Origin of the sequence: Jonquetella sp. BV3C21, from assembly GCF_000468895.1 — a bacterium.
In the GTDB taxonomy this organism is placed as follows: domain Bacteria; phylum Synergistota; class Synergistia; order Synergistales; family Dethiosulfovibrionaceae; genus Jonquetella; species Jonquetella anthropi.
In genome coordinates this window covers 56000-68864 of record NZ_AWWC01000016.1, presented here as the reverse complement: position 1 = coordinate 68864, position 12865 = coordinate 56000, and the positions used below count along the sequence as shown (strand labels likewise).

At 57.3% G+C, this 12865-nt stretch carries 11 protein-coding genes; 5 read left to right on the top strand and 6 right to left on the bottom strand.

Annotation, left to right across the window (positions count from 1 at the left end; translation table 11 throughout):
* Window positions 1-20 precede the first annotated feature (20 nt).
* Window positions 21-1208 carry a M20 metallopeptidase family protein gene (locus HMPREF1249_RS04000; protein ID WP_008519798.1) on the top strand — a complete coding sequence of 396 codons (1188 nt, stop codon included), beginning with the start codon at window positions 21-23 and terminating at the stop codon, window positions 1206-1208.
* A 248-nt stretch (window positions 1209-1456) separates the two neighbouring features.
* On the opposite strand, the gene HMPREF1249_RS03995 is transcribed toward HMPREF1249_RS04000, so the two are convergent.
* Entirely contained in the window at window positions 1457-1864 is a 408-nt protein-coding gene (locus tag HMPREF1249_RS03995; RefSeq protein ID WP_008519796.1) for a type II toxin-antitoxin system HicB family antitoxin, read from the bottom strand.
* A 1278-nt stretch (window positions 1865-3142) separates the two neighbouring features.
* On the opposite strand from HMPREF1249_RS03995, the gene HMPREF1249_RS03990 reads away from it, so the two are divergent.
* Window positions 3143-3550, top strand: coding sequence for a hypothetical protein (locus tag HMPREF1249_RS03990; protein ID WP_008523459.1), 408 nt, complete (start codon window positions 3143-3145; stop codon window positions 3548-3550).
* Between the two features lie 228 nt (window positions 3551-3778).
* A complete protein-coding gene (locus HMPREF1249_RS03985) occupies window positions 3779-4585 on the top strand; it encodes a class I SAM-dependent methyltransferase (protein ID WP_008519789.1) in 807 nt (268 codons plus the stop codon).
* Window positions 4586-4620: 35 nt separating this feature from the next.
* Here HMPREF1249_RS03985 and HMPREF1249_RS03980 read toward each other — a convergent pair whose 3' ends face one another.
* On the bottom strand, window positions 4621-5412 hold the full coding sequence (locus HMPREF1249_RS03980) for a nitroreductase family protein (RefSeq protein WP_008523457.1): 792 nt from the start codon (window positions 5410-5412) through the stop codon (window positions 4621-4623).
* A gap of 273 nt (window positions 5413-5685) precedes the next feature.
* Window positions 5686-6855 carry a leucine-rich repeat domain-containing protein gene (locus HMPREF1249_RS03975; RefSeq protein WP_008523456.1) on the bottom strand — a complete coding sequence of 390 codons (1170 nt, stop codon included), beginning with the start codon at window positions 6853-6855 and terminating at the stop codon, window positions 5686-5688.
* Between the two features lie 187 nt (window positions 6856-7042).
* Here HMPREF1249_RS03975 and HMPREF1249_RS03970 point away from each other — a divergent pair, with 187 nt between their 5' ends.
* Entirely contained in the window at window positions 7043-8167 is a 1125-nt protein-coding gene (locus HMPREF1249_RS03970) for a sodium ion-translocating decarboxylase subunit beta (protein WP_008519781.1), read from the top strand.
* Here the strand turns inward: HMPREF1249_RS03970 and HMPREF1249_RS03965 are convergent, their stop codons facing one another.
* Window positions 8168-8803 carry an AT hook motif protein gene (locus HMPREF1249_RS03965; protein WP_231366875.1) on the bottom strand — a complete coding sequence of 212 codons (636 nt, stop codon included), beginning with the start codon at window positions 8801-8803 and terminating at the stop codon, window positions 8168-8170.
* A gap of 328 nt (window positions 8804-9131) precedes the next feature.
* Here HMPREF1249_RS03965 and thrC point away from each other — a divergent pair, with 328 nt between their 5' ends.
* A complete protein-coding gene (gene thrC / locus HMPREF1249_RS03960; protein WP_008523454.1) occupies window positions 9132-10307 on the top strand; it encodes a threonine synthase in 1176 nt (391 codons plus the stop codon).
* A gap of 49 nt (window positions 10308-10356) precedes the next feature.
* Here the strand turns inward: thrC and HMPREF1249_RS03955 are convergent, their stop codons facing one another.
* Window positions 10357-11802 (bottom strand): Do family serine endopeptidase, encoded by a 1446-nt coding sequence (locus tag HMPREF1249_RS03955; RefSeq protein WP_021775861.1) that lies wholly within the window; start codon window positions 11800-11802, stop codon window positions 10357-10359.
* 140 nt (window positions 11803-11942) lie between these two features.
* Window positions 11943-12839: a cation diffusion facilitator family transporter gene (locus HMPREF1249_RS03950; RefSeq protein WP_008519773.1), complete on the bottom strand. Its 897-nt coding sequence runs from the start codon at window positions 12837-12839 to the stop codon at window positions 11943-11945.
* Window positions 12840-12865: the final 26 nt, after the last annotated feature.

Sequence of the window (12865 nt, the reverse complement as noted above, 5' to 3'; positions counted from 1 at the left end):
TCAGGCAGGAGGCTGATAGAATGTACGACCTGATGAAAAATCGCGCGAAAGAGATCGAAAAACAGGTAGCAGAGTGGAGGCACTATTTCCACCAGCATCCGGAACCGTCGATGGGCGAAAAGGAAACAACCGCAGAGATCGCTAAAATCATGCGGGAACTGGGCTACAAAGTGCGCGTCGGCTGTGAGGGCCACCCGGATTTAGGCGTCATTGCCGACTTGAACGAAGACGTGCCGGGCAAGCGGATCGCCCTGCGGGCTGATATTGACGCCCTCAAGGTGACCGAAGAGCTTCAGGTGCCCTGGAAATCGGTCAACGTGGGGTACATGCACGCCTGCGGCCACGACAGCCACATCGCCATGGCGCTTGGCGCGGCAAAGCTCATCGCCGAGCACAAAGAGGAGTACAAAGGCAAGATTCGCTTTATTTTCCAGCCCGCCGAGGAGATTGGCGCCGGAGCAAAAGCGATCATCGCCGCCGGAGCGCTCGAAGGCGTTGACTTTATCATTGGCCAGCACATTTGGTCACCGATCCGGCGCGGATTGATCAGCGTCCGGCCCGGAGCCTTTATGGCGTCTGCCGATAAGTTTGAAGTGACCATTACCGGTAAGGGCGGACACGGATCAGCGCCTCAGCTTTCCATCGACCCGGTTGTGGCGGCCTGCGCGCTCGTTCAGAGCTGGCAGGCTCTCGTCAGCCGGGAAACCGCGCCGCTGGACGCCGCTGTGCTAACGGTGGCCAACATATCCGCCGGCACTCTGTTTAACATCATCCCCTCGACCGCGTACATGCAGGGAACCACTCGGACGTTCAACCAGAAAGTCCGAGAGAATTTGGCCCAGCGAATGGGAGAAATGGCCAAGGACATCTGCGCGGCGTACCGGTGCACGGCCGACTTCACCTATCACTGGATGCTCCGTCCGACGGTGAACGACGCAAAGGGCGCCGAGTTTGTGCGCCAGGAGCTGTCGGCTATGTTCGGCGAAGACCACGTGATTGACGGCGGTCCCGACATGGCGGCAGAGGACTTCAGCGAGTATCAGGCGTTAATCCCCGGCTGCTTCATGTTCCTCGGCACCGGAGACCCAGAACACGACATGGCGTACCCCCAGCACCACCCCAAGTACACCGTGGACGACGCGGTGCTTTACATGGGAGTAGCCGGAATGGCCGGGCTCGCTTGCCGTTGGCTCGAAGAAAACAAGTAAAGCGTCCTTCTCAGGCGGCTTGCTCGCACGGTGGGCAGGCCGCCGTTCTATTTGGGGTAAAAGACTGATTCGGAAAAGAAAAGGACGTCCTCCGACTCAGATGGGGCGGAGTCGAAAGGGGACGTCACAAAGAGAACAATTAAAAGCACATGACGAACTTGTACGGGCGCGTGAATTGAAATGCTGTGGCTTGCTTGCTGCCCTCTGGCGGCTCAAGTCGCGCCCTGCACGGGCGCGCGAATAAAGCCTTATTGTATTCTGAGCGAGGCTTTTAGCCCCGCCTGCAGAATTTTAGAAAAGTTGAGCCCTGCTTTCTCTGCGGCTGCGTTCAGCCAAATTGGTATTGTGACGTTTTTCTTGACGCTTCCAGAAAGGCGTTCTTCTCGGTAGAGTGGCAGCCAAACGTCGATGATGAATACAGCTTGGTTCTTACTGCACTTAATGTTTTGGGGCGCAGAAGGTGCCGGAAGGCTATTTCCCGAGGTCTCATTGGCGGCAAGCCAGCAGCCTAGCGCGTCGCGAGCCATATAAAGCGCCTCGTCATCGCTGTGGGCACTGGAGATACAGCCGGGCAGGTCCGGAAACGTGATCGTGATGCCGTCGTCGGCGTACGAAAAAATCGCTGGATAGATTGCGGTGTCCTTGCATTTGTTCATTTGTATTCTTCCTCCGTTTGATCAGCCGAGGCGCGAAGACTGCCTCGGTTTTGTCGTTACTTATTTGGCTATATGCCCGTTTGGCGTGCTACTTCGTCTGTGTCCCTTGAGGGGCTTTTGATCGCGCGGTACCGTTGCTGCCGCGTCGTGATGTCGGATCAATGATCGCAATGCGCCCCCCTTGCCGCGCGTCCTTTCAGCCAAGGAGTTTTTTCAATGCCTCTAGGATACTTTGAAAAATTAAACTGCGTCGTCCTGCGCTTGATACGCGTATTTTATGCTCCTTCATGGGGATAGTGGACATTTTTTATGCCCATTGTGAAGTCCACTGTCAAACTCGCCGACTTTTGCGCCGCGGAATAAACTCATAAACTTCACCGCCTCGAAAGCTGGCCTCTAGGTGCGTGAAGAGCAGGCGAACTCTCGTGGGAAAAGAAGACGAAACGGAATGGAACGGTGCGTTTGCCCCTTGGACAAATGGCGCGGCGCTGGAAGATCGGTTGAAAATGAGCTTCAAGTTGAATGGCGGCTCAGTCTGAGGGCGTTCCTCGGCCGTTTATTGGGGCTGTGGGGCCTGCGTACGCGTCGGAGTCCCAGCGTATTGATGGTATGCATGTTAGACTGGCGGAAATTTGTGTCTTGTCAGCGGTGCCGTTCTCGGCGACAGGGAAGTTAAGTTCTGGCGGTCAGCTCATCGGGAGGCGCGGCCTGCCGGTACGATAAAGTCCACCTTTCCGGCGCGTTGACCGGGCGGAGTTTTTTCTCCCCGGCGAAGCGCGCCGGTTTTTCTGCTGACGGGACAGCAATCGCGCTCCTGGGCTGTTACGTTTTGTTTTCCCTCTTCAGCCCGATCAGCCGCCAAGGTCGGCGCAAAAGTTCTCTGCGTCCCCGCTGCGTCGCCCAAGAGGGAGCAGCACGGCGGTTCGCGGTGCTGTGCGGCTGTGCAGCTCAAGGTGACGCGCTTGAGGCCGTTTGGAAGGACGCTGGCTGGCTAGGACGCGCCAAATTCGGCGGCAGGCGCGTGCTGGGCGGCCAATGACAGAGACGGTATGCTTCTCGGGACTCAGATCGTTTCGGCGAAGATGATCGACTTGGAGGGCAGAAAGACCTGTAGGACGTCGGGCGAAGCGAGATATAATGGCATAAAAAGAGATTAAATGAATTGATAAATACTGACTAACTGATAATCCCATCCTTGACAATTCGCGTCAGCTCTTCGCATAATAAAAGCGTTGGGTACGATGTAAATATAACCTGTTCAAAAAGGAGGAGCGTTCGTTGCGAGGAAGACTGACAGCACTTTTGACAGCGGCCGTGTTGGCGCTTTCCCCTGCCGCTTATGGGTCGCCGAAGAGCGTCCCGCTTCCGAAGGAGACGGTTTGGAACGAAGAAGAGGTAGAGGCGGTTCAGGATCTTCAGTTAATTTTTTTAGTCGTTGACGGCGCTCAATGCGATGAAGACCTGGGAAGCTTGAAAGAGCTGGGCTGGCAGAGGGAAAAGGACGAACAGTACGACGGCTGCGACTGCATGGTGTTCAGCGTCTACAGGCTGGACGAGAACGGCACCCCGACGGAGAAGCTGGCTACATACGCCAAGACTAAGAGAGAAAACTTCTTCTATCGTTACAACGAGGAAGTTAAGCAGTTTCAAGAGGTTCTATTCATAGTCGACGAGGCGGTGGGTTAAAGAAAACTCGTCCGTAAGCACGTTGAACGCGTCCGAGTCCATCGGGCGCGTTTTCTTTTTGGGAAGCTGCTCTCAGCGCCGCCCCTTGGCGCAGCTGGCGACGTCCCGACTTTTAAAGCGTGAAACAAGCCGCCCTGTCAGATAGACAGGGCGGCTTGTTTGTTGACGAGTGATATGAAAGTATAGTATAATATAGCTAAAACTAACTTTGATAAAGGAGGCTCAGGTATGGAAGATCTGCTCAGCGGGGTAGCGAGGACTTGCATTATCCCGTTAGTGGCCCGTGCTGTCGAGACGGAAAGCGGCTCGCCGCGCCTCCGAGATCCTGACGCGGTCAGAATTGTGAACGAACTGGGCGTGACGCGGAAGGCTTTTCGTGTGCACCCGGGGACGATTGAAGGCTCAGTCCGCCGAACTCTGTGGTTTGACGGACAAGTCTCCAATTTTATGGCTTCTCACCGGGGCGCGTCGGTCGTGAATTTAGGGGCCGGGCTTGACGCTCGTTTCGACCGGTTGGACGACGGCCGTGTTCAGTGGTTCGACGTGGACTTGCCGGACTGCGTCAACCTGCGTCGGCGTTTTTTCCAAGACGGCCCGCGCCGGCAGATGATTGGGATGGACATGTTCTCGCCGGAGCTGTTCGACCGGCTTGGCCTTTCCAGTCCGTCGCTGTTCATCATGGAAGGGCTGGTGATGTACCTTCCAGTGGAGAAACTTCGAGCCTTTTTCCAGCGCGCCGCTGAGGTCTCAGGCGGTGAAGCGCTTTTCGACGTGGTGTCGCCGTTTTTCGCCGCCCGCTCAAGCCGTCTTGTGCGCGAGGTCGGCCGTTCAAAGGCGGCGATGGAGTGGGGAGTTCGGAGCGCAAGTGAGCTGCCGGAGCTGTTCCCTTCAATTCAGGTGCTCAAGACGCAGGAGTACGGCAAGCTCACAGTCGCCCAGAGCGGCTTATTGCCGGCGCTGGTGTTCTCGATTCCGTTTTTTCAGAAGCTGTTCTTCAGTTTTATGGTCCACGCCCGTCTCGTTCAGCAGGCTTGAGTTCGCTTCCGGTCCCTTGAAGGGCCGGAAGCTTTTTATTTTGACGTGCCGGACAGCCACGCGGCGATGGCTTCCTTTGTGGCTCGGGCGGATTCGACGGCGAACGCCGCGCCGGTTTTGCGGAGGTACATTTTTTGCCCCACGTTTTTGGCCGGCTCGCCGATGGCGGTGATGCTCCACCGTCGGCCAGAGTTCTCCATGAGCTCCAATTCTTCAGGGGAGATTCGGCGGTACGAGTCTACGTGGCGAACCATTGAAAGGGGCAGGCGCTGTCGGGCAGCTGGACGGGCGCTTGACGGCCAGTGTCCGAACGCCGTCAGGACGACTGGGAAGGCCAACGGCGGCAGCTGAAGCAGGTCTCTGGTCCGTTCCCAGCCTTCGATGGCGGTGCCAAAGTAGCATGAGCCGATTCCCATACTTTCGGCGGCAATGACGGCGGTTTGGGCCGCGATGAGCGCGTCGCTGGCGGCTAGAAGCAGTTCGGACTCCTGCGGGACCCGCCATGGGATATTGTGGGCCCGGCACATGCCCTCGGCTTGAGAGTGAACGTAAAAGTCATACCAGCGCTGCCAGTCAGCCAAGTACAGGACGACGAACGACGAGGAGGCGATGAATGGCTGTTCGTTCAGCTGGGCGATTTCTTTTTTTATCTCCTGATTTTCTATTTGGATGACCGAGTACAGGCTCATGTTGCCGGCAGTCGGCGCTAAATGTCCCGCCTGCAAAATGGCGTCCTTTTCCTGTTCTGTCACGGCCGGACCAGAGTAGTCACGAAGAGATCTCCGAGTTTCCATCAGGGCAAAAAAACGGTCAAATAATTCGGTCACGGTATCTGCTCCTTTCGGCCTTTCCATGGCATTAGGCGTGACGGCATCTGATAAAACCAACATGCCGCAATTAAAATATACCACTCTCTCCGGCGGAATGAACCGGCGCACAAAAAGCCCGAAAGACAAAAGTCTTTCGGGCTTAACTCGCGCGCTTTCACTGTGGCGCAGCCGCTGGGATCCTCAAACAGGGCCGAACGGCCGCCGTAGAAGCTTTTCAGCGGGCTAATTATGGCTGCTACAGACGAAAAGGGTAGTCGGAATCTAATTTGTTTAAAAGCTTTCGACGCCTTTTTCTTTCAGTTGGTTTACAAGATCATCGCTGACCCCGTCGGCCTCACTGCGGAAAAGGACGCTCAGGGCGGGCAGCTTGAGCAGAACGTCAGCGTTTTTTACCTTAAGTGAGCTGAGGGAAATGCTGGAGAGTTTGTCGAGCCCTGCCAAAGGAGCTAGGTCAAACGGCTCAGATTGGGCGTTGATGTCTGATAACTCGAGCGAGGAGAGGTTTTTCAGCTGGGCCAGGAACGACGAGTCAGGGATGTTCACGGAGTGCAGCGAGAGCATGGTTAGGTCCGGCTTAGCGGCCAAGGGGCTGAAGTCGGCGATTTTTTCTTCGCTCAGGGTGAAGCCTTTCAGGTTGGTCAGACCGGCCAGCCAGTTCAGATCGGTGATGTTTCCTGCCCTACCGACCTCAATGAACTGCAGGGAAGGAATCTTGCCGAGCGTCGTTATATCAAGCGAAGGCATCTTGCAAGCCGAGATTTTGATGAGGGATGAACAGCCGGCCAAAGCGGACAGGTCTTTGAATTTACTGCCTTCCAAATCCAGCGACTGAAGGGCCTGGCAAGACGCCAGAGGGGCTAAGTCTCCGTCACAGTTTTGGAGACAGAGCTGCGACAGGCTGGGGCAACTGGCCAGCGGGGTCAAGTCGGGCAGGACCGCGCCTTCGGGGAGGTCCTCTCCCATGGCGATGGTGAGGACTTCCAGCGATTCTTTCCCAGCAAGGGGTTCAAAGCTCTTTAGGTCTGCGGGAAGGCCGAAAATAGCAAGAAAGGCCAGATGGGACATAGGAGCGACAAAATCAAGGTTCTTTACGCTGCCGGCGCTCTCAATCGTGAGGCTTGCCAAGTTGGACATGGCGGACAGAGGAGGCAGGTCGGTGACGTCCGGACACCAAATGGACACCACGCGGAAATCGCTGAATGCCTTGACGATGGCGGCGAACGCTTCCTGGTTCACGTGGTCAAGTCTCAACGAGCATTCTTCAATAGGGGTTTTTTCTGCCGCCAGTTTGTCTTTTGCCTGCTGGATCATTTCAGCTGAGACGTTTTCACTGAACCAGACTGCGCCTCCGTTGACTGAAAACTCAGGTTCAGCAAAGGCTGCAGCCGAAAGGCTGACGCTGATTAAAGCCGCCGCGACGAGGGAACGAAATGCCTTCATAAAGAACACATCCATAATAATTCTGTCATTCAATGACAGAAGGATAGTGGCCAAATGATAACAGACGGCCGGCTTTAAGGTAAGGGTTGTTTTTTAAGAGGGCAGGAAGAACGGAAGACTTGCTGTTGCAGGCCGTTCGACGATTAGATAAAGTGGAGCCAATGCTCATTGAGAGGATTGAGAGAGAATGGAAGCATTATTGCAAGGGATAACGGCGCTCAGCTGGCAGCAAGCTGGGATGATTTTTATCGGGCTCGTGTTAATTTATCTGGCCGTGGCAAAGGATTACGAGCCGGCTCTGCTGCTGCCGATGGGGTTTGGCGCAATTCTCGTCAATATCCCCTTTTCATCGGCGCTGGATCAAATGGTCGGCGGTCAGGTCTTTCACGGCGCGGTGGAGCTGCTGTTTCAGACCGGCATCGCGACGGAGCTGTTTCCGCTGCTCGTCTTTATCGGCGTGGGAGCGATGATGGATTTTTCGCCGGTGCTCGAGAGGCCCGGGATGGCGCTTTTTGGATTGACCGCTCAGGCGGGGATTTTTCTCACCATGGGGCTGGCCCTTTGGATGGGGTTTGACCTTAAAGAGGCTGGGGCGATCGGCATTATTGGCGCGGCGGACGGCCCGACGTCGATTTACGTGTCCAGCCGTTTCGCGCCTCACCTGCTGGGGCCTATTTCGGTGGCGGCGTACTCGTACATGGCGCTTGTGCCGGTGATTCAGCCGCCGGTGATTCGCCTGCTGACCACAAAACAGGAGCGCCAAATAACCATGCCCCGGGTCGAAAGCCGCAGCGTTTCCAAGAGGGCGAAAATTCTTTTTCCCATCTGTGTGACGATCATCGTGAGCTTGTTGGCGCCTGCATCGGCGACGCTCATCGGGTTTCTGATGTTCGGCAATCTCCTGCGGGAAAGCGGCGTCGTGGATCGTCTCGCCAGAGGGGCCGAGAACGAGCTGACCAACATCACGACGATTCTGCTGGGCCTTGCCATCGCGGCGACCATGACAGGGGACAAATTCCTGCGCCCTCAGACTCTGTTCATCATGGGCATGGGGCTTGTGGCGTTCGTCCTCGACACGGCTGTAGGCGTCCTGTCGGCCAAACTGGCTAACGTTTTTCTGAAAAATAAAATTAACCCGATGATCGGCGCGGCGGGGATTTCAGCGTTCCCGATGGCCTCCCGAATCGTCCAAAAAATGGGCGCTCAGGAAAAGCCGGGAAATTTCCTGCTGATGCAGGCTGCCGGGGCGAACGTGGCAGGTCAAATCGGTTCCGTTGTGGCCGGCGGCTTGCTTCTTGCGTTTTTGAGCTGACTAACGCCAGCGAAGGGGCTTATTTCGACGGAGCCTCTTCGCTGGTTTCTTTTTTTCTCCTTTGGGGGCTTCAGAAGCGCTCTCGGCCGGTTTTGCCTTTTTCTTTGCCGGAGCGGTCTTCTTGGGCTTCGCCGCTGGCTTCGTCGTAGCAGATTTTTTCTTGGTCGCTTTTCCCTCTGCCTTGCTGGCCGGTTCGTCGTCCCTGTTCTTGCGCGGGCGGCCGCGGCGTTTTTTCGGCGCTTCGCCGTCGGACGCAGCTGCCTGGCGGTCCGAGTCTCTCAAGGCCTCGACTTTGGCTTTCAGCTGTTCGGTCGCCGCTTTTGCGTTCTCTTCGACGTTTTCTTTTGTCGCCTTCGCCGCGTCCGCGGCAGATTCTGTGATGGACGAGACTTTATCTTTCACTTTCCCAGCCGCGTTTCGAATGGCGTCTTCGGCTTTTGAGGCGTTTTCTTTGGAGAACACGGCGCGGAAACCGTTCGTCGCGGCGGTGCATGTGGCGCTGACGGTCAGCACAACGGCTCGGAACAAGGCTCCAGCGGCCGTTTTTACTTCCTGACCGGCGTTTTTATACCGCTCTGCGGCAGACGCTTTAAGCTCTTCTTTTTCTTCGACTTCGACTTTTTTCTTGGTTGCCATGGCTAAATCCTCCTCTGATGACGGCCGATGAGCCGCCGCGTGAATTTTCGTGCCCAAGGCACGGGTCATGCGCCGGAAAAAGCCCTTGTGCGGTCCGTCGTTTTTCTCCGAAGAGGCAGGAAATTGACGGAGCCGGTTTAAAACGCGCTCAAAAAACGATCCGGAACGGTTTTCATCCTCAGTCGTTTTCACAGTGTCCTCCTCTGTGCGGCGTGTTCGCGTTGACGCTATTTTGTATTATCGTATCATAATTTCTGGTGACTGTAATAGAGCGTAAAACAATAAAAAGGGCGGTCTATTATTATGCTGGCTCAAGGGGGGAGAGGGAATGAAAAGTGATTGGTCATTGTTTTGCGCGGACTGCGGCAGAACGAAGCCGCTGAATTGGTTGGGACGGTGTGAGTGCGGCGGCCCGCTGGAACTGGTCGGCCCCCTCGGTCGGGTGGATCCGGCCGGGCGTCGAATGGTTGGACGATACGGGAGTTTTTTCCCGTTCGCGTCAGGCGACTGGACGAGTCTCGGCGAGGGCGGCACGCCGCTTGTTCCGCTGGCTCGACTGGGCAGGCGGCTGAACCTTTCCGCCCTGTGGGCGAAAAACGAGACGACCAACCCTACTTGGTCGTTTAAAGACCGCGGGACAGCCGTCTGCTTGGCTCACGCGAAGTCGCTCGGCTTCGATCGAATCGGCACGGTTTCCACCGGCAACATGGCCGCGTCGGTCGCGGCCTACGGCGCGGCGTCAGGTTCTGAGACGTTTATTTTAGTTAAACGGGATATGCCCGAAGAAAAATTGGCGCCGGTGGCGGTCTACGGCGCTCGGGTGGTTCGAGTCGACGGGCCGTACGACAAGCTGTACGACGTGAGCTTGGAGCTGGGAAGGCGGCTTGGGATTTATTTTATGAATTCTGACGTGCCGTTCCGCGTCGCCGGGTCGCGAACGATCGCGTACGAGCTGGCGGAAGAGGCTCCGACGCTTGATTGGGTGGTCGTGCCGGTCAGCGCGGGAGGAAATATCCGCGGCATTTTTGAGGGGTATCGGCAGGCCGTCCAAATGGGGTTGGTTCAAAGGGCGCCGCGAATTTTAGCCGTTCAGGCGGCAGGGTGCTGTCCCGTGACGGCAGCCTTTGAGTCCGGCGCCCAAGCGATACGCCGGTTCGAAAATCCTTCGACGGTCGCTCACGCGATAGATAATCCGCTGCCTCCCAGCGGAAACAGGGCCCTGTCCCTTCTCAGGTCCGACGGGGGAGCCGCCGTCGCGGCGAGCGAGGACGAAATATTATCCGCCCAGCGCGATTTATGCGCCGAAGGGCTGTTCGTGCAGCCAGGCAGCGCGACGGCCTTTGCTGGGCTCAAGTTGGCCCTAGCGCGGGGAATTATTTCCGCCGGGTCTCAGGCGGCGGTTGTTTTAACCGGCAGCGGGCTGAAATACCAGTCGGTTCTCGAAAAACACGGCCTGTCGTGGGAAAGCTGCGGCCTTGACGAGCTGGAAAAAATTCTGCGGTAAAAAAGCAAAAGAAAAAATGGGCCCCTTAAAAGGGGCCCATTTTTTTACGCTACATCTGAAGGGTGACGTACGATGACATGCCGTCCCGGAGCACCAGAAGGACGACGGCCTTCTGGTTTCCGACAGCCCGGGCCAGTTCGTCGGCCGTGGTGACGTTTCGTCCGTTGGCCTGCAGGATCAGATCGTCAGGCTGAAGTCCGGCAAACGCGGCCACAGAGCCGTTTTCGACTTTAGTAATGACCAAGCCGTTCTCATTCGGCGCGAGGTTCAGGTTCTTCCGGAGCTCAGGCGTCAGCTTGGTAACCGAAATTCCCAGTTTGCTGACGGTCTCTTGGCTGTCTTTTTCCAGCGGCTCATCGATGGGCTTGAGCTTCACGCTGAAGGACTTCGTCGAGCCGTCCCGGTAAACCGTGACGGAGACAGTGTCGCCGGCGATGTGCTCGCGAATCCGAGTGCTCACGTCCGTGGGGCTGGCCACCGGCTTGCCGTCCACGCTCGTGATGACATCGCCGCGGCGAATGCCAGCCGAAGCGGCCGGAGAGTCAGGAGCGACGCTCGCCACGAGGGAGCCTTTAACGTCCTTCAGGCCCATGGCGTTTGCCATGACCGGCGTAAGAGGCTGGAGGTACACGCCCAGCTGGCCGCGGCGAACTCGCCCGTAGGTGACGATATCGTTCATGACCTGTTTTGCCATGTCGATGGGGATGGCGAATCCGATGCCCTGCGCCATCGGCGCGATAGCTGTGTTGATGCCGATGACCTGGCCGTGAATGTTGAGAAGCGGTCCGCCCGAGTTGCCCGGGTTGATGGCGGCGTCGGTCTGCAGGAAGCCGTCAAAGCTGAAATCTCTGGCTCGAATGCTGCGGTTTTTCGCCGACAGAACGCCCACGGTCACCGTGGGTTCAACCCCCAGTCCCAGAGGGTTGCCGATGGCGACGACCCAGCTGCCGACTTCCGCGCTGGCGCTGTCGCCCAGCGGCAGGGTGGGCAGGTTTTTTCCGTCCACCTTGATGACGGCCAAGTCGAACGTCGGATCCCGGCCGATGACTTTTGCGTCTTTCGTGGTGCCGTCAGAGAACGTGACGGTGATTTTCTTGGCGTCGGCGATCACGTGGTTGTTGGTGAGGATTCGCCCATCGGACGAAACGACAAAACCGCTGCCCGCGCCCTTCATGGGGACCTGACGGGTGTATTCCCTGAACATGTCGCCGAAAAACTGCTTGAAGAACGGATCGTCCGGGAGGCCGGATACCGACCGAGTCACAACTGCCTCAACGTCGATGTTGACGATAGCGGGAGCCGCTTGCTTGACAATCGCCACAAACGGGCTTTCCTGTCCCTGATTGATCACTGCTGCCGCTGGAGCCGCCGGAGCTGTTGCTGGAGCTGCCGGAGTTGCTGCTGGAGCCGTCGGAGCCGCCGCCAAAATCGCGCTGGCCGACAGGCCCACCAAAAGTGCCGCGACCAAAGTTCTTGCTGTTCTGCCTCTGATCATTGAATCGTTCACCTCCGAAAAGCATATGGGAGTCTTCCCTCCCTGCGCTTTTCAGAATAGCGGCGTCCAAAAGACGGTTCATGCTGACTTCTGCGGAAACGGGGCGAATAAAAAACAGTGATTTTCAGATGCTTGTCAGCTCAATTACTGGGCCCGCGGTCAGCTGGTTCTTCGTGAATCGTGACCAGCGTGTTGGGGCCAAATTCCTGACGCAGCGCTTTCTCGACGTCGGTCGCAATGTCGTGGGCCTGTTTGAGGGTGATGTCCGGTGAAAGGAGAACGTGGAAATCCATCGCCAAGTACCCGCCCAGCGCGCGGAACCGAAGATGATGAAAGCTGATGACGCCGGGACAGGAGCGAATGACCGCGACAATTTTCGCTTCCAGTTCGAGCGGGGCGCCGTCGGTCAGCTCGTGAAACGCCTGGCGCGATGTTTTCCAGCCGACGGAAATGACCAGCAGACTCACGGCACAGGCTCCCAGCGGGTCAAGCAGAGCGCCCCAGCGGCCAAACCAGAGGGCGCCGGCTAAGCCGACCAACACGACGCATGTAGCCAGCGAGTCGCTTCGATGATCCCACGCCTTGCTGAGCAGAAGGACGCTCCCAGTTTCGTCGGCGGCCCGTTTTGTTCGGCGGTAGAGCCATTCTTTTAGGCCGACAGTGAAAAGTCCGATCCAGATGGTCCACAGGTCTGGCCGCTCAAAAGTTTCTCCGCGAAGAATTGAGAAGAACCCGCGGACGCCGCCGGCGAACATGCCTCCGCCGATGGCAAGGAGCGCCGCGCCCATGCTGGCCGCGACGAGCGTCTCGAACTTGCCGTGTCCGTACGGGTGATCCCAGTCAACCGGCTGGCGGACGAGCCGCAGACCCCAGAGCGCCGCCAAGTCAGTTCCCACGTCGGCGACAGAGTTGAAGCCGTCGGCTAAAAGGGCCGCGCTGCCGCCGAAAAAGCCGCCGAGCGTTTTAAGCAGCGCGAGCAGGGCGTTGCACCCCAGTCCAAGCCGGGATATTTTTGTCAGCCGTTCTGTTCGGTCCACTCTGCCACCTCCTTTGCGCTCATCAT